This is a genomic window from Peribacillus sp. FSL K6-5616 (genome assembly GCF_038008245.1).
GTDB lineage: Bacteria > Bacillota > Bacilli > Bacillales > DSM-1321 > Peribacillus > Peribacillus frigoritolerans.
In genome coordinates, this window is the sequence record NZ_JBBOYT010000001.1 from 3963010 (window position 1) to 3979786 (window position 16777).

General features: G+C 42.1%; 15 protein-coding genes and 2 pseudogenes. 1 reads left to right on the forward strand and 16 read right to left on the reverse strand.

Annotation, left to right across the window (positions count from 1 at the left end; all coding sequences use genetic code 11):
- Positions 1-22: 22 nt before the first annotated feature.
- The 13 genes from MHB45_RS19170 to MHB45_RS19230 all read right to left on the reverse strand — a co-directional run bounded on the left by MHB45_RS19170 (position 23) and on the right by MHB45_RS19230 (position 13666).
- A complete protein-coding gene (locus MHB45_RS19170; RefSeq protein WP_048689438.1) occupies positions 23-1261 on the reverse strand; it encodes an ester cyclase in 1239 nt (412 codons plus the stop codon).
- A gap of 57 nt (positions 1262-1318) precedes the next feature.
- Entirely contained in the window at positions 1319-2095 is a 777-nt protein-coding gene (locus tag MHB45_RS19175; protein ID WP_072273535.1) for an HpcH/HpaI aldolase family protein, read from the reverse strand.
- Between the two features lie 69 nt (positions 2096-2164).
- Complete coding sequence (locus MHB45_RS19180; RefSeq protein WP_048689433.1) at positions 2165-2863, reverse strand: alpha/beta fold hydrolase; 699 nt, start codon at positions 2861-2863, stop codon at positions 2165-2167.
- 2 nt (positions 2864-2865) lie between these two features.
- A complete protein-coding gene (locus MHB45_RS19185; RefSeq protein WP_063594732.1) occupies positions 2866-3489 on the reverse strand; it encodes a hypothetical protein in 624 nt (207 codons plus the stop codon).
- Positions 3490-3542: 53 nt separating this feature from the next.
- Positions 3543-4976, reverse strand: coding sequence for an aldehyde dehydrogenase family protein (locus tag MHB45_RS19190; RefSeq protein ID WP_072273851.1), 1434 nt, complete (start codon positions 4974-4976; stop codon positions 3543-3545).
- A gap of 4 nt (positions 4977-4980) precedes the next feature.
- Positions 4981-6168 carry an iron-containing alcohol dehydrogenase gene (locus MHB45_RS19195; RefSeq protein WP_072273536.1) on the reverse strand — a complete coding sequence of 396 codons (1188 nt, stop codon included), beginning with the start codon at positions 6166-6168 and terminating at the stop codon, positions 4981-4983.
- Positions 6169-6203: 35 nt separating this feature from the next.
- Positions 6204-6971 (reverse strand): SDR family NAD(P)-dependent oxidoreductase, encoded by a 768-nt coding sequence (locus tag MHB45_RS19200; RefSeq protein ID WP_081088713.1) that lies wholly within the window; start codon positions 6969-6971, stop codon positions 6204-6206.
- A gap of 210 nt (positions 6972-7181) precedes the next feature.
- Positions 7182-8207: a LacI family DNA-binding transcriptional regulator gene (locus MHB45_RS19205; RefSeq protein ID WP_048689428.1), complete on the reverse strand. Its 1026-nt coding sequence runs from the start codon at positions 8205-8207 to the stop codon at positions 7182-7184.
- Positions 8208-8787: 580 nt separating this feature from the next.
- Positions 8788-9633 carry an HAD family hydrolase gene (locus MHB45_RS19210; RefSeq protein ID WP_065421238.1) on the reverse strand — a complete coding sequence of 282 codons (846 nt, stop codon included), beginning with the start codon at positions 9631-9633 and terminating at the stop codon, positions 8788-8790.
- 119 nt (positions 9634-9752) lie between these two features.
- Positions 9753-11021: a PTS ascorbate transporter subunit IIC gene (locus tag MHB45_RS19215; RefSeq protein ID WP_072273537.1), complete on the reverse strand. Its 1269-nt coding sequence runs from the start codon at positions 11019-11021 to the stop codon at positions 9753-9755.
- Between the two features lie 31 nt (positions 11022-11052).
- Entirely contained in the window at positions 11053-11319 is a 267-nt protein-coding gene (locus MHB45_RS19220) for a PTS sugar transporter subunit IIB (RefSeq protein WP_048883161.1), read from the reverse strand.
- A gap of 17 nt (positions 11320-11336) precedes the next feature.
- Positions 11337-11603 carry a PTS sugar transporter subunit IIB gene (locus MHB45_RS19225; RefSeq protein WP_048883162.1) on the reverse strand — a complete coding sequence of 89 codons (267 nt, stop codon included), beginning with the start codon at positions 11601-11603 and terminating at the stop codon, positions 11337-11339.
- Positions 11600-13666 (reverse strand): BglG family transcription antiterminator, encoded by a 2067-nt coding sequence (locus MHB45_RS19230; protein WP_072273538.1) that lies wholly within the window; start codon positions 13664-13666, stop codon positions 11600-11602. The genes MHB45_RS19225 and MHB45_RS19230 overlap by 4 nt, the downstream gene beginning before the upstream one ends.
- A 650-nt stretch (positions 13667-14316) precedes the next feature.
- Here MHB45_RS19230 and MHB45_RS19235 point away from each other — a divergent pair.
- Positions 14317-14592 (forward strand): annotated as a pseudogene (locus MHB45_RS19235) (IS1595 family transposase); the annotation flags it as partial.
- 35 nt (positions 14593-14627) lie between these two features.
- Here the strand turns inward: MHB45_RS19235 and MHB45_RS28360 are convergent.
- The 3 genes and pseudogenes from MHB45_RS28360 to ycaC all read right to left on the reverse strand — a co-directional run.
- Positions 14628-14813: pseudogene (locus MHB45_RS28360) on the reverse strand (DUF2750 domain-containing protein); the annotation flags it as partial.
- Positions 14814-15018: 205 nt separating this feature from the next.
- Positions 15019-15651: a type 1 glutamine amidotransferase family protein gene (locus MHB45_RS19240; protein ID WP_202186618.1), complete on the reverse strand. Its 633-nt coding sequence runs from the start codon at positions 15649-15651 to the stop codon at positions 15019-15021.
- A gap of 341 nt (positions 15652-15992) precedes the next feature.
- Positions 15993-16634 carry an isochorismate family cysteine hydrolase YcaC gene (ycaC, locus tag MHB45_RS19245; RefSeq protein ID WP_048681500.1) on the reverse strand — a complete coding sequence of 214 codons (642 nt, stop codon included), beginning with the start codon at positions 16632-16634 and terminating at the stop codon, positions 15993-15995.
- Positions 16635-16777: the final 143 nt, after the last annotated feature.

Here is a 16777-nt window from a genome sequence, read left to right on the forward strand (position 1 = left end):
CAGCACAGCCGTCAACTGGCAATCATGATACGCCGGTAAAATTCCCATCATCCATTGTGGTTTCCCCATCTTGTTGTGATTCGTTTTCATCTGGCAAATAGATTTGACGCAACACTTCCATTCCATCAAACAATAGCCATTCCTCCGAGATTTTTTCATTACGGATTTTATAGTGGCTGATGCCGGCAATATCAATGGCTTTTCCGCTAGGGGCTCCGAAGTATCCCGTTCCTTCGTGCACGCCTTGTATTCTCCAGCGAACCGCTACATCCCAATCACTGTCAGAGCCGCGTCTATTACAAGTTACCCTCTCAAGAATCACCTTCCCATTCGGTATGGAGGCAAAGAGGCTCATGAACATACCTTGAATTTCACTTACGCCGATTACATCCTTGTTGCAGACATAATGAACGACTGCATTTTCCTCATAATATTCCCGAACAAAGTTAAATGAGCGCCGAGCCCAAATTCGATTGAATACAAGCTGCATGAACTCCCCTATCTCGAACTCATCAGAGGATGGCGTGAATAGTTTTGGAGGTAGCCCTGTTTCTGCTGTCTCTTTAAATCCAAACTGTATAGCAGGAGCAAGCTTCTGCGTACTTTTAGCCATTTTTTTAGCAAACTCGACCGGATCCAAGCCAAGTTGCAGGACCAGATGATATGTATCCATCACAAGCCATTCTTCGTAAATCTTATTATTTAAGATCATACAATCAGCGCTTGTTCTGAACATCACTTTCTTTCCAGTGGCAGGACCGTATAAACTATCTCCAAGGTTCGTTGCAACAGAACGGCCCCGGTGTGAAGTGAAAAATCCTGCTTCATCATCCCCTGACCAGATTACACTCCATCCAAGCCCCTTCCGATCCGGAAAAGCATGCAGTGTTTGCAGCGTACCTGAGATGACTTCGTTAACCCCATGGCTATTGATCAACCCTTTATGAACGGATATGCTTGTGCTATACGTATCGTAAATAAGTCCGATGTCTTTCTCTTTCCAGATTTGCCGTGTGATTTTCACAATATAATCAACGATGTTGTTGTATTCCGGGTCAAAGCCGTTCATTCTCTGTTTCTTTTGATTCGTTTCTTCTATATTAATGTAATCATAGTCATCTTTTGTATCGAGCATATTAACGTCTTCAGCATCCGCATAGAAGATGAAGTTCGGTGTTTTCTTGACCGGTTGGCTTGCATTCATTGTTGTTTTTTCTTCTTTTGGAGCTACTTGCACTGAACCTGTCTTTTTTTCTGCCATTATTACCATCCTTTTCGTATAAAGTAGTTTCGTCAAAATGCTGTACTTCTTGTAAAGTCATTTAACAGATTGAGTGGCCTTGCTTGCTGAGACAACATCATTTAACGCAGACGTAATCACATTATTCAATATGACCCCGACATATTGGGCGCCTTTGTCAAAAGCCGCATTAGCGGCAGCGCTGTTACTGGCTACGGTACCAATTGGCATATCGAGCTCTTTCCCTTTTATGAACAGTTCATCGATGACCTTTTGCACTTCAGGATGTTTTGCGCCTTCTAGTTGGTATCCCATGTTCACCGAGAGGTCTGTAGAACCGATAAATGCCAAATCAATACCAGGAACTGTTGCAATGTCTTCAAAATTGTTTGCTGCAGCTTGCGTTTCAATATGCACAATTATCATAACATTTTCATTACTCTCATCTAAATAGGGTTTTCCGCCATCTTTTCCGTAACGCGCCGGTCTGGTGGAATACGATACTCCTCTATTTCCATATGGAGGGAATTTAGCCCGCTTAACTACCTCAAGTGCCTCTTCTTTTGTATTGACCATCGGTACTTGTACACCTTTTGCTCCGCGATCTAAAGCCTTTTGAATACTGGAAGGGTCATATGAAACCCGGACGATCGGGACAACCCCAACAGAATCTGCCGTACGGATAATGTTTTCAAGCTCTGAAGCACTGAATGCACCATGCTCGTCATCTATTACGACGAAATCAAAGCCGGCATAACCGAGCATTTCGACTATTGGCGGGGAATTTAGCCCTAAAAATGCACCAAGAACTTGTTCCCCGCGTTTGATTTTGTCCTTTATGGCATTATTCTTCATCGTCTTCCCTCTCTTTCTGCAGACTGCATCTCGTGCCATGCTGCAAAATCACGTCCAGTGCCCGGCACTTCAATTACCTGACAACCATTTCCTCATTGCAGCGCTCACTTTTTCAGGCTGTTCTAACGTACTTAAATGACCCGAATGACTAATGATTTCAAGACTCGCCGCCGGGATGTTCTCTTTTAGAAATTCAGACATGTGAACAGGACATACCCTGTCTTCCTTTCCTGCCAAAATCATGGTCGGGCATTCAATAGCAGCAAGGATGGGACGTTGGTCAGAGCGCGTCATCACGGCTTTTAACTGATTGATATACCCTTCTTTGCCGACTATTTCAGCCATATCGATGATCTTTGAAACTAATGCTTCATCATTTCTCCGGTCTGGATGGATTAACACCGGGAGAAGATAATTGCGTGTAATATCGAGAAATTGGCCATTATTCGCCATTTCGATGAACCTCTCCCAGCCTGTTATTTGTTCAGGCTGGGGAGGGTTTGGATTCGTATCAAGCAACGCTAGCTTTATGACCCGTTCCGGTGCTATTCGCATGATTTCCAGAGAAATGATGCCACCCAGGGATAAGCCTGCAAGTGCAAACTTATCAGGTGCCTCTTCCAATACCGACTTTGCGATTCCTTCTATAGTATCAGCCTTCGATACATTACAGACTTTCACATCTGCTAGATCTGATAGGTTCACCATTTCCCATAGACGCTCATCACAAAGCGTACCCGGAAGCAAAATGAGCGGTACTTTATCCATCCTTATTTTTCACCCATTTTCAATTTATCGGCAATTTCCTTTTCAAGTTCTTCAAAGTTATCCGGTTTAATCATTTTGCCTAAATCATTGGCAAAGAATCCGTATTCAGCTGCATCCTTGATCACTTTTGGAGACCAGTAAGGGTCTTTTCCATCAAATACTTTATGTTGTTCAAGAACGGCGAAGATCCAAGCATCTTCTTCACTGATGTTTTCGAAACCTCTCCATAAGCCTGGCGGTAATGAAATTAAGTCCCATTGATCGATGATCGTTTCGCCATCAATTTCATCAGGACCCTTCCCCCAGTAGAAACGCCATTTTCCTGAGAGAGGAAGGAAGGATTCAATGTAATCATGCGTATGGTAAGCAGGACCGTTTCCTTTCTGGGCCTTCACCATTCCGATTTGAAAACCATGCGGCTCGGTAATTTCAGGTGTGAAATTATCATTTTCGCTTGCTGTATCCCCAATCAATGTATAGTTGATACGTTGATGACCCGGAATGATACTATCAATGAACATTAACGGTATTCCTTTTGATTTCATTTGATCAAAACGGACGATCCAATTGTTTTCCATTTCCTCATTCGTTACCGCTTTTTTTACTTTAGGTTCTTGTACTGACATTTTAATTTCCCCTTCCGTGTTCGTTAATTTTTTTATTTTCATGACCGCGCTAATTAGAGAGTAAAGACGGCTAGTTTTAATTCAGTCATTTCCTCGACTGAATACTTAATCCCTTCCCTGCCAGTCCCGCTGTTTTTCACTCCGCCATATGGCATGTGATCCACCCTGAATGATGGTATGTCATTCACGATGACACCTCCGACCTCAAGCCGTTCAACAGCATCAAAAGCTTTTGGCATCGAAGTCGTATAGACGCCTGCTTGGAGGCCGTATAAAGAATCATTCACAAGGTCAATGGCTTCATCCCATGTTTTATAGGAATTGACTGAAACGATGGGGGCAAATGCTTCTTGGCAGCTTACTTCCTGTGTTGACCCCGCATTTTTGATAATGGTTGGGTGAAGGATTGCACCTGTTCTTTGACCGCCATATGCGATTTCCGTTCCAGCGTTTCTAGCCGATTCGATCCACCCTTCCACTCGTTTTGCTTCATTTATACTGATTAACGCGGAAAGATCTGTATCTTCTGATTCCGGATCTCCAAATTTTAGCTGCTTCGTCTTTTCGGTAAACTTTTGCAAAAATGACTCATATAAATCTTCCTGTACATAAATTCGTTGGACAGAGATGCAAACCTGACCTGAATAGGCAAAGGAACCTTCGACACAGCGCTGTGCAACGGCATCCAAGTCAGCAGCACTGTCGATGATGACAGCAGAATTGGAACCAAGCTCCAATGTCACCTTTTTCAAGCCAGCTCTTTCTTTGATCCCCAAACCGACTTCGACACTTCCTGTAAATGTGACCATTTTAATTCTCGGATCAGTGACCAATACGTTGCCGACGACGCTTCCTTTACCTGTGACAACATTCAGGGCGCCTTTAGGTAAACCTGCTTCTTCAAAAATTCCGGCTGCGGCCAATGCACTAAGCGGTGTCTGTGAAGCCGGTTTTAAAATGACCGAGTTGCCTGCAGCAAACGCGGGACCAAGCTTATGTGCAGCTAAATTAAATGGAAAGTTAAATGGTGTGATGGCAGCAATGACGCCGAGCGGTTCACGCTTTGTATAAGCAAAGCGGCCTTTGCCATTTTTAGCGGCATCCATCGGAATCGTTTCACCATGAATCCGTTTTGCCTCTTCTGCTGCAAACTTGTATGTTTCAATCGTGCGTAAAATTTCGCCCCTTGCCGCCTTTAATGGCTTAGCATTTTCCTTAGCGAGTATTAATGCACATTCCTCAAGTCTTTCCTTGAAAATTTCGGCTGCACGTTCCAAGATATTGGAGCGCTCAAGGGCTGTTAGCTTTTTCATTTCTTTTGCACCTTGTTCCGCACATTCTATCGCTTTTAGTACCGTCTCCTTTTCTGCCAAAGGCACTTGCGCGATCACTTTTCCGGAATAAGGAGACCGAAGATCGTAATGATCATTTCCTTCCAGCCACTCGCCGCCGATGTATAATCTCTTTTTATCGGAATTTGTCGTGATCAAGTCAGTTTCCCACCCTTCCTTTAAAGGAACTTTGATAGATTCCGAGAATCTTTTGTTCATTTAGCTTATAAGGAGTGTTCGATAGCAAGCGATCAATTTTGGCCGCCTGTTCCGCCAGCATCGGTAATGAGTCCTCTTCAATCCCAAGTTCTGATAACGATGTAGGTAAATCAAGATCCTCCAGAAGCTGATACATATAATCAACAACTGCCTTCAATGCTTCGCTTGGCTGTGATTTGAAATCACCCAGCTGTAAAAAGGACGCTACCTCCATCATTTCTTCCGTGCATGTTTTCCCAATCACTTCGAAAACGAAAGGCATTAAAAGGGCATTTGCGACACCATGCTCAATATGATATTTACCGCCTAGCGGATAGGCCAGTGCATGAACCGCCCCAACCCCTGCATTTGCTAGAGCCACACCCGCTAATGAACTAACCCAGCTCATTCCTGTCCGTGCATCCAAATCATTTCCGTTATGGACAGCTTTCGTAATGTTCGAAGGAAATAGTTTCATTGCTTTCTCTGAATAAACTTTCGTAAGCGGTGTAGCCTTGGTGGCAATATAAGATTCAATGGCATGTGTAAAGGCGTCCACCCCTGATGCCGCAGTAACTCGTGCCGGGCAGGAAATGGTCAATTCCGGATCGATGATCGCTACATCCGGAAGGAATACCGGGCTTACGATCCCTCTTTTTACTTGCTGCTCTTCATCACCAAAAATGGCATTCATCGTCACTTCCGAACCTGTTCCTGAAGTTGTCGGCAAAAGAATGCATTTAACCGCTCTCGATTTCACCACTTTTTCACCGTTTAGATAACTTGTTATATCTTCTTTCCCGCATAAAGCTGCTGTTGCTTTTGCTACATCCAGTGCACTACCCCCGCCGATTCCGATGATTACATCACATTTTTCGGCATCCAGCGTTCGTACAGCCTCCTTCAATAGCTGAAACGTCGGCTCTCCCGAGATCTCCGTATATGTAATGGTTGGTACGGATAGAGGCTTAATATGATCCAACACTTTTTGAACAACTCCAACTTTTTCCAGACCCTTGTCACTTACAATCGCAACCTTCTTGGCTCCCAGCTCTTCGATTTCCTTTACTAACGTCGTAAATGCCCCAACACCAACCCGGAAAACTGTCGGCATTCGAAAATCCTGGATTATATTTTGAGCTATAGACATCATTCACCCTCCTTTTGAATACGTATTCAAAAAACTCACCAGACAGTCCAACCGCCATCGACCACCAATGTTTGACCTGTCATCATATCTGAACAATCTGATGCCAGATAGACCAAGCCGCCAAATAAATCCTCCGTTTTAGCAAGTCTGCCAAGCGGAATCCTGCTCAATACTTCAGCTTTGAACGTTTCATCTTCAAACATCTGCTTGGTCATAGGTGTTTCAATGAAGGTTGGAGCAATGGCATTGACCTTGACTTGATGCGGTGCCCATTCTATCGCAAGCGCTTTCGTCAGCTGTGTAATTCCTCCTTTACTGGAGGAGTATGCAGCCCGTTTGTAATAACCGACGAATGCCATTTGCGAAGACATGTTTATGATCTTGCCTTTTTTTTGGTCGATCATATACTTCCCTGCCGCTTGGCTCGTAAAAAATACACTTTTTAAATTAATGTCCAGGACGGTGTCCCACTCTTGCGATGTCAACACTTCAGCTGGCTTTGCCACGTTTATTCCTGCATTATTTATTAAAATATCAATCTTACCGAAGTGTTTGTATATCCCTTCCATTACTTGTGCCGTTTCTTCAACCTTTGTTAAGTCAAATGCAACGGGTAAAACATTTACACCGGTTTGCCCGATTTCATGTGCTGCTTCTTCAAGTTGCTGTTTATTGCGGGCAACTATCGCTATATCGGTACCGGCCTGCGCAAGCAAATGGGCTAAGTCTTTACCGATTCCTTTACTTGCACCTGTTATGACGGCCACTTTACCGCTTAAATTAAATAAATGATTTATATCCAATCTATCACCTATCTTTACCTCAACGAGGCGATTTTTCATTTTGCATTTTGATTTTGAATACGTATTCAAAATGATGCAAAATACTTGTTAGCGATTACAAATTAAAATATAAACAACTTTCTGACTTTTGTAAATAGTAAAATTTTAAAAATTCCCGATTTTTATGAAAGTGAATACACATAAGGTCCGATCCAAAACCGGCCATTCCCCTTAATCTTGTACGGGGGCTGGCCCTGTTGTTTTACGGACCATCAGTTCAGGCTTAAGGAAAATTTGTATGGATGAAGATGATGTTTCTTTATTTTCAATGAGATAGATTAATTTTTCCAGAGCTGTTAAAGACATTTGATCCATTTGTTGGGATATTGTGGTCAGCCCTATGAATTCATTAGCGGACAATCTTATATTATCAAACCCAACAACCGATAAATCAGCAGGGATTTTCAAATTCAGGCTTGAAGCTGCATCTAGGACTGCGAGAGCCATCTGATCGGATGCGGCTATGATTGCAGTCGGCCTGTCCTTCTTTTTCAGCAGTTTTTTTGTAAATGAATAAATCTTGTCATAGGAAAATTCGCTATTGAAAATCAAGCCTTCATCAATTTCATACCCGTTCTCCATCATCTCTTCTTTATAACCCACCGTTCGCTCATATGTTGCCAAGTATTTGGATGGGCCGGATATTTTCGCTATTTTTTTATGTCCTAATTTTATTAGATGCTGAACAGCGAGCCTGGCACCTTTATTATTGTCCATTACGATAAAATTAACGTCCTTGATATCGAGGAAACTATTATATAATAATACGGGAAATCCATTATCATGTAACTTCTTAATTTTTTCAGTATAATTTTTACTAACGCTTGTAAGGATGATTCCCTCTACCCTTTTGCCAATCAGCAAATTAATGGCTTGTTCCAAGTTTTCATCTTTATGCCCCGTGTTGTAAACGATGACATCATATTTTAATTCTTGTGCCCTTTCTATGATGACTTCCGCCGTTTCGGCAAAGAATGGATTTGAAATGCTCCCCAATATCAACCCTATTGATTTGGTTCTTTTTTCAACGAGGCTTCTGGCTATTTCATCCCTTGTAAATCCCAGTTCATTGATTACAGCAAGAACCTTGTCACGCGTATTTTTCTTAATATAGGGGTAATCATTCAGCACCCTGGAAACGGTTGATTGTGAAACACCCGCTATTTTGGCCACATCTTCTGTCGTCACTCTCTTCATGCTTCATAAATCCTTTCTACGTCTAGTAATTGTTATCCTAGGAAACTAAAATAACGTATTTATATCAATATAAACATTATGATTTCCCTTTAATATATCATAATATTTAAAATTTTACTTCCAGTTATGGAACTGTTTTGGGTTTTGGATTGCATCAGGTTGTACTTTTCGGAAAATATGAGGATTTAAAGTAAGCGTTTGTTGCTTATCTTATCCTATAGGAAAAAGAGCCGATCTTTATAGATGGGCTCCAGACTGGAGATAAGCTCGATATTAATTGAGTTGCCTGTAATTTTAAATAACGGTCGGAGTCATTTCAGAAATCCGCTCCCTTTCCGCCGGCTGTCTGCCAAGCCGCATCAAAGCAAGCGTCTGTGGGGTCCCGGCTAGCCAGTTATTCGGCAGGAGTGTCGCAAATTTCTTCAATCCTTTGAGGGTTCCAAACAGTTTAAAACCATTAAGGAATCTTGTTTAATATCAAGGTCCGGAATGATACCATTCCGGACCCCTTTTGTAGACATAATTAAGTTGTCAAAACTTACACGTTGTTTGGAACGTAAGACACTCGCTCTTCCAGGTTTCAGTGAAACTTAGCCTTTAAAAAGCGATACAGTCCATCTTCTCGATATGAATACTCCGTCACTTCATCGGCTTGTTCTTTGACAAGGTCAGTGGCGTTTTTCATGGCAACGCAATGTCCGGCGAGTTTAAATAGCGGGAGGTCATTTTCGCCATCGCCTACTGCCAGGATATTTTCGGGTGCTAGCTGAAAATGTTTCAGCAGCAGTTGAACGCCTGTTGCTTTTGTGATGCCTTCCACGGTCACTTCTACATTATGATGGGTGGAGGAAGCTGTGGTAAAGGCATTGTACTGCTTGATTTTCCCCAACTCCGCTTTCCATTTTCGAATCGTATCCATTTCATTGCTGAAAAAGTAAATCTTGGCGACGCTGCTTATATCCAGTTGTTCTGACCATCTTATTTTGTCTTCGACTGCATCCTGTCTTGATAGCCATTCATTTTCATCGACTGTCTCAGGTTTTGGTATCAAACCTTGTTTAACCATATAGTCTTTATCTTTAAGTAATGCCATCCGTGTTCCTTCGTTCGGATGAACTTCGTAAAAAATCTCTTCCGCTCCTGCTTTGGCGACCAATTCTTCGACAAGTTCCGTCGACAGGGCGTGTTCGACAATCTGTTCCTTTCCGATGAATACGGACATTCCATTGGCGGTGACCATTCCATCGGCCTCCATGCCGGCCGGCAAAACGTCCCTCACCTCTTCCAGCGTTCTTCCTGTTGCAATGAAAATCAGCTTACCGCTTTCCCTAAGTTCGCCTATGTATTGTTCCAGCGTCTCATTCACAGTATTTCTTTCGTTCAATGTCGTGCCATCCAAATCGAGCACAATTGCTTTGTTGGCCATGCCAATCACCTCAAAAATCAGAATGATGATGAAAATGCCAACAGCCCATTATCTATAAGATCTTAGGCTGTTGGTTTCATTCATATATTTTTATTTCTGTACCTTATCAGTATAACAGTTTAGGATAATCCTAAAAGTTTCATGACACTCAGGATCAAGAGACCTACCACACCGAAGTCCGAATCACCAAATGTGGTGCCTTCAAACCCTACATCCCCCAAGAAGACCAGGAGTATTGCCGGCAGGAAACTGATGATGAGTCCGTTGGCAAACGATCCAAGCATCGCTCCGCGTCTGCCTCCCGTGGCATTTCCGAAAACACCTGCTGCAGCTCCGGTGAAGAAATGCGGTACGAGCCCCGGCACGATTACTTTCAATCCAAGTGCCGGAAGGAGGAACATGGATAATAGTCCAGCCAGGAAACTGAATAGAAACCCGATGATCACTGCATTTGGAGCGAATGGAAAGATGGTCGGACAGTCCAATGCAGGTTTTGTATTCGGTGCCACTTTATCGGCAATCCCTTTGAATGCAGGGACGATTTCAGCAATTAACATCCGTACTCCTGCAAGGATGATGTAGACTCCTGCAGCAAATGTTATCGCCTGGATGAAAGAGAATACGATGAAGTTCGAACCGCCGGATAATTCCGTTTCAATATAGTTCTGCCCGGCAAACAATGCGACGATCACGAAGAACATCGTCATCGTAAGCGATACAGCGACCGATGTGTCCCTCAGGAATCCTAAAGACTTTGGAACCTTGATTTGCTCTGTCGTTTTTTCCTTATTTCCAAACCATTTTCCCACAGTCGCGGATACGAAATATCCGATTGTCCCGAAATGGCCGATGGCAAAATCATCGCTGCCGGTAATCTTCCGTACGTATGGCTGAAGGAGGGCTGGGAACAACACCATGCATACTCCTAATAGAATGGAGCCGACCAAGATTAGCGGAAATCCGCTGAGCCCGCCGACGGATAAGGTGACTGCAAGTAAACAAGCCATGAATAAGGTATGGTGTCCCGTTAAAAATATATATTTAAATGGCGTGAAACGAGCAAGCAAAACATTGACAACCATCCCAAATACCATGATAAGTGCAGTCGAAGTCCCAAAATCACTTTGGGCGGCTGCGACAATGGCTTCGTTATTCGGTATGACGCCTTGTACGTGGAATGCATGATCGAACATTTTACTGAATATATCAAGGGCGCCAATGAGCACTGCCGCTCCCGCTCCGATGATAATGAAGCCCATGACGGTTTTTAGCGTTCCAGATACGACATCCGCACTGGATTTCCGCTGTAACAGCAGTCCGATGAGGGCAAACAGCCCCACAAGTATGGAAGGTGTGCCCAAGATGTCATTCATGATAAGTTCCAGCATTGCCTCTCCCCCTCTTCTTTATGTTTTCTTCTTATAGATGTGAAGCCAATTTCGATGTGATTTCAGGAATGCTCATCATGTTTTCCAGTGTGACGATCGTCCGGGTTCCATCATCCAGCTGACCGACAATATCCGCCGCTCCCAGGAAAATATCGGCCTGAACCGTTTTTGCTGATGCCAAATCCGTATGATCCACCTCGGCTGTCTTCCCCATTTCCGTCAATGCTTTCTTCACATTCATCTCCATGATGAAGCTGCTTCCCAATCCATTTCCGCACACTACCATGATTTTCTTCATATAAATCTCTCCTTTTTTTATCCTACGTGCATTTCCAATTTAGATTTGATTTCAGGGATGCTCATCATGTTCTCCAGTGTGACGATCGTCCGGGTTCCATCATCCAGCTGACCGACAATATCCGCTGCTCCCAGGAAAATATCAGCCTGAACCGTTTTTGCGGATGCGAGATCCGTATGATCCACCTCGGCCGTCTTCCCCATTTCCGTCAATGCTTTCTTCACATTCATCTCCATGATGAAGCTGCTTCCCAATCCGTTTCCGCATACTACCATGATTTTCATTCCGCTTCCTCCTTCGAATATTTATGAACGTACTCCATAAGGACCGATTTATCTGAAGTGCTTAAGATTTCTTCTATATTGGCCGGCTCATTCAATAATTGAGTGAGCTGGATCAATGCCCGCAGATGCGAATCGTTATCTACGGCCGCCAAAATGATAATCAGGCGGACCGGTTTATCCGGCGCAAAGTCCACGGCCTCATCCAATTTCAGCAAACTCATGGATAAAGACCTGACCCCCTGCTCCGGACGTGCATGGGGAATCGCCACTCCAGGCGTTATCACTACATATGGTCCATTCGTTTCTATGGCCTCGATCATGGCATCCACATATCGTTCTTCGACGGTACCTAAGTCCACGAGAGGCTTGGCCGCGACTTGAATGGCTTCTTTCCAATCGGAAACTTGCTGCTGTAATTGGATCGTTTGCATATTGAGCAGTTCTTCTAACACGGGCTTCTCTGCCTCCTTTAAAGAAAATTGGGTTATTATTGGTGTATGGGTATACACATTCGACTTCAAAGCCTTTTCAAGCTGATCCTGTTCATGGATGGTTGCATACTTGGAAATGATCTTTAATAAAGCTGCAACATCCACACTTTCCGTCGTATATCCATACAATTCCTGCATGACCTGCTGGCGCAATGTATGTTTGTCCTGCATTTCCAAAATCGGCGGTACAACGAATAATGCCGCTTTTGTTCTCATATGCACCGTCGAGAAAACAAGATCGTACGACAGCGGGTATTCAGCCGCATTTCTAACGGACAAAACATCCAGGAACAAAATATCAGGAAATAATTCCCTCAATGTATAAATGAGGATATTGCTGATGCCGATACCATTCGGGCATACGACAATCGCCCGTTTTCGATCATCCAATGTTGTTCCTTGCCTGCGCAGCCAGCCGCCAAAATAGATCGTGAAATAGGCCACTTCTTCTTCCGATACTGGACAGCCAACCTCTTTCTCCAATACCCACAGGGATTTTTTTGTCAAATGATGCAGTTCGGGATATACCTTCTGCACCCGTCCCGTCATCGGATTCATTTGCGGGAGGCCATACCGCAGGCGATAATATGCCGGTTTAAAATGAACGTATAATTGCTGGCATAGCTGCTCTTTGTCTTTCAGGTGAACAAATGCAAGCCTCTCGAACTCTTCCACGATTTCCTGCAAAAGGTGTTGAATGACTTCATCATCCTTAAGAGGGGAAATATCCTTCGTTCGATTCATGCTCAATAAATGTAAGGCTGCGTATAAGTTTTCCGTTTCGCTCCATACTGATTGAAACGCATTCGTCCTGGTCATCTCCTCAACCAGTTTGTATTCCTCCGTCGCAACAAACGGCGCCCAGCTCTGGTCGGCCTGTAACTCTTCCCCTTTTCCTATGAGCTGATCTGTACATAGAAATAAATAGCTCAGTTCATGAAGCCGTTCATCCGTAAAGGTGATGCCCAATTTACGTTCGGCCCTTTCAAGCTGTAACCGGATCGAGCTGATTTGCTTTTCATGATTTCCCCATATGCACTCCATGATCCAATCACTATTGGGACTGTTCAGTACATCATGCACGAGGCGTTCAATGATATATCTCTTTGTTCGGCTTTCCCCAATCACCACATAGCCATCTTGTTTGGAATACTGGATCTTGAGCGATATGTCCCTGTTTTTCTCTTTAAGTCTTTTTAAATCCTTTAGCACCGTATTTCGCGAAACCCCGGTGATCGTCTGGAAATGATAGACGGACAATTCTTCTTGGCTTAACAGGATCATGAGGTAAAAAACCTTTTCCCTATCTGTCTCTGAAAATATATAATTGCGTTTTGTCAGTTTTACATTCAATTCTTCATCCCTGATTGTTTCAGAAAAGGAGTAGCCCATTTCACGATTATATTGAATCGGTTGATATCCATGAAATTGGAGCCAGTCATTCGCTTTGCTCAATCCATATTGAATCTGCCTTCTCGTCAAACCTGTTTGGGCTTCAAGTTCTTTCATTTTTGAAATGGGCGAATGCTGTAATAGTTTTAGTAAATTGGCGCTTCTTTCATCTAAAAACATTCTCAATCCCTCTCCCTGCTTCTACGATATCTCACTTCTTATTAAAAATGTAGCGTTTCTCAGTCCGAATGTTGTCATAGGTACTGCACAATAATATACTCTTTAAACATTTGTGCACAATACTGCATCCTTGCTAGGTCAATTACCATTCTGCCTTGTAGAAAAGCGAATGAATTAAAAGTGCATTATGCAGTATTAAAATGAAATTGCACACACTCTTTAAAACAAACAAAAAAAGTGGTTAAAGTTTTGAGATTAAACGTCCACCACTTTTTTATAACTATTAAGAAATATGCCAACAGGACCTGCTTATAAATCACAAGTAATGTTCCAGATTACTATTTTACTTAGCTCTTTTTTGATAACTCACACTTGTTTTTCCTACTTGTATTTTACGTGCCTTGTCTTTAAAGAATTTCACAGTTCTTTTGTTGTATAAGTACTTACCAGATGTGCATTGAGCATCATTCAAAGAGTAATATATATTTGGAACAGCGCCAACAACAACACTTGCAGCTGCTAAAGCTGAACTGTAAGGAGCTTTCGTAATAGTAGATAGATATGCTGCAAATGCTGAAACACCTATTTTAGGTACAGCTGAACTTCCATAATACGTCCCCAGACTTTTATACTTGCATGCATTAGCTGAGGCTATGCTTCACGAGAAGATTAATCTGAGTAAAGAGGGATATGTCAAAAAAGGAATATTCCATCTTCAGCACGTCAACAGTTATCACAAGCGATTGAAAGACTGGATGCGACGGTTTCAAGGTGTGGCCACAAAGTATCTGGACAACTATCTTTATTGGTTCAACTTTCTTCAACAGAGTAAAAAGATGGCGACTAAGGAACGAGTAAATCAAATGCTATTAAGTGCGTGTAAGAAAACGAATTTGATCCCGGTTAAATTTTTACGAGAAGTATAAAAAACAGCCACATTCATAAGAAAGTGGCCGACTTGTTATTGGACTAAAGCCCCCGTCAATAAACTAATATAAGTCAATTGTTTAGCTTTGAATTTATTCCACTCATTAACGGCATAGTATTTTGCAAATTCCTTTTTAGGAAAGAAAGGGATCAACCTATTTCCATCATCATCCTGTGCTGTTGCCCAACCATAGTCATTTAAACCCCAGACTTCCTCATAATCAGCAACCTTTTAAATAAAATATTCGAAACGGGGCAGGTTAGTATAAGAAGGTGTTTTTCAACACCCCCGATAGTTTACAATTATCAACAACCTCTGTTAACTTATCTAAAAACTTTGATTATGTGTAAAAATTATACATTGACATCGTACAAAGTATGGAGATTATTTCAAGTAAAATAAAAATGCCATTTGATATTTTAACTCATTTATTCATTGAGTTCATTAACTGGAAGAAGTATTCAGGTTTATGAGTCTTATTTAGGTTATACCAAGAATGTAATGTATCTGGTGCAAATACATCTAATTTTTTCAGAACTTCCATCGCAAATTCCAGAGGAGCTATTCCTGATGCAGTAACTAAATTCGCATCAGATACCGTAGATTCCACCTCATAGAACTTTTCTCCTTTATAGTTAGGACATATCATTTTAGTGTATTCTAAATTATTACTTGTATGCTTTCTAGTATCTAAGTATCCCATATTCGCAAGGGCCTCAGTTGCACCACAAATTGCAGCAACAATAGTGCCAAGCTTTAAAGCTTGGCCAATTCTTTCCAAGATAGGTTGATGAATTTCTTCATTCCAAGTAGTCCCTCCTGGTAAAATTAAAAGATCTTTACTCTCAAGAGTACATTCATCAAGGGAAATATCTGGTTTTATGCTCAGTCCTCCCATAGTAGTAATCATTTCTTTATTAGCTCCTACTGTAATTACTTTTAAAGGTACTAAATCTTTTTTGAAATATCTTCCTGAGTTTAGTTCAGCAATTAAATATCCATATTCCCAGTCCGACATTGTATTAAATACATATAGAAAAACTTTTTTTGTTTGCATCCAATAACACTCCAATCATAAATTTTATAGTTTATTTTTTTACACATCAAAAGCAATCTCACCTAAAAGAACATACGTTCCTTCAGGGATAATTGTATACCATATTTAACCAAAAGTCTATTTCCTATTCAACTAACCTGCTCCGTTTGTTCAATAAGATACTTTAATCTAACTGTACCAAAAAATGGATATAAATCACCCTTTTTTATAAAGCAACAATCTTTACGAAAACAGCCAAAATTAAAAAGGTTTCGGAATGAGAACATTCCGAAACCTTTTTGTATACAAACTGGGAAGGACATAATGTCCCCTCCCTTATTCAACTTGGATAAAGACACAATCTAGATCTGCTTGCTGAAGTCGCGCTGCGCTCCCCTATAGCTCCCGATGATATTTTGATAACCAGGAAGCTGGCTGGAAAGTAAAGCACCAAAACCTTCGACGTCGTTGCGCCAATCACGTTGTAATTCGCATGCTACGCTAAACCAGTTCATAAGCTGCACACCGCCATGGGCCATACGCGCTAATGCTGCATCAGCTACTTGTTTGCTGACTGTTCCAGACGCATCAGTGACAGCAAATACTTCATAACCGGCGTTCAAAGCGGATAGTGCCGGGAAAGCGACGCAGACATCTGTAACCACGCCCGCGATGATTAGTTGTTTTTTTCCAGTTTCTTCGATTGCTTTAACAAAATCTTCATTATCCCATGCGTTAATTTGTCCAGGCCGGGCTATTTTTGGTGCGTGAGGAAAAAGTTCTTCCAATTCTTGCATGAGCGGTCCGTTTGGTCCGTTTTCAAAGCTTGTCGTCAAAATGACTGGTAAATCAAAAAACTTTGCTGTGTTGGCAAGGGCCATGACATTGTTCTTGAATTCATCAACACCATAATCACGCACTAGCCCGGAAATAAGACCGGTTTGATGATCCACCAGAAGAACGGCAGCATCATCCTTGGAAAGACGGGAATAGAGATCAGACATTTTTAAAGTCCTCCTTTTATTAAAAGCTATCGAAGAAAGTTCATATGTAGGGAAATCCCCCAACTCCTCCGTTGGTTCCAATCAGTTTATGACTTAACTGAATGTTGTTCTAAGTTTATCTATAAACTTATAGCCTGTCAATC